Raw genomic sequence first — 366 nt, forward strand, 5'->3', positions numbered from 1 at the left:
GTCGGTCTTCCCGTTGGGGGTGACGGGCAGGGCGTCGAGCCGTACGAAGGCGGCCGGGACCAGGTGCGCGGGCAGGGTTCCGGCGAGGTGGGCGCGCAGATCGGCCTCCGTCCCGCCCACCGTGTACGCGACCAGGCGCCGGTCCCCCGGCCGGTCCTCGCGGACGACGGCACAGGCGGCGGCGACATCGGGCAGGTCGGTGAGCGCGGCCTCGATCTCTCCGAGTTCGATGCGGAAGCCGCGCAGCTTGACCTGGTCGTCGGCGCGGGAGACGTAGACGAGTTCCCCGTCGGCGGTCCAGCGCACCAGATCGCCGGTGCGGTACATCCGGCCCCCCGCCGGGTCGAACGGGTCGGCCACGAAGCG

Annotated in this window: 1 protein-coding gene; it reads right to left on the minus strand. The window is 74.3% G+C overall.

Annotated elements, in window-relative coordinates; translation table 11 throughout:
* The coding region (locus tag GT042_RS36505) for an AMP-binding protein (RefSeq protein WP_161312958.1) at positions 1–366 on the minus strand (366 nt) is incomplete at both ends.

Source organism: Streptomyces sp. SID3212, assembly GCF_009865405.1.
In the GTDB taxonomy this organism is placed as follows: Bacteria; Actinomycetota; Actinomycetes; order Streptomycetales; family Streptomycetaceae; genus Streptomyces.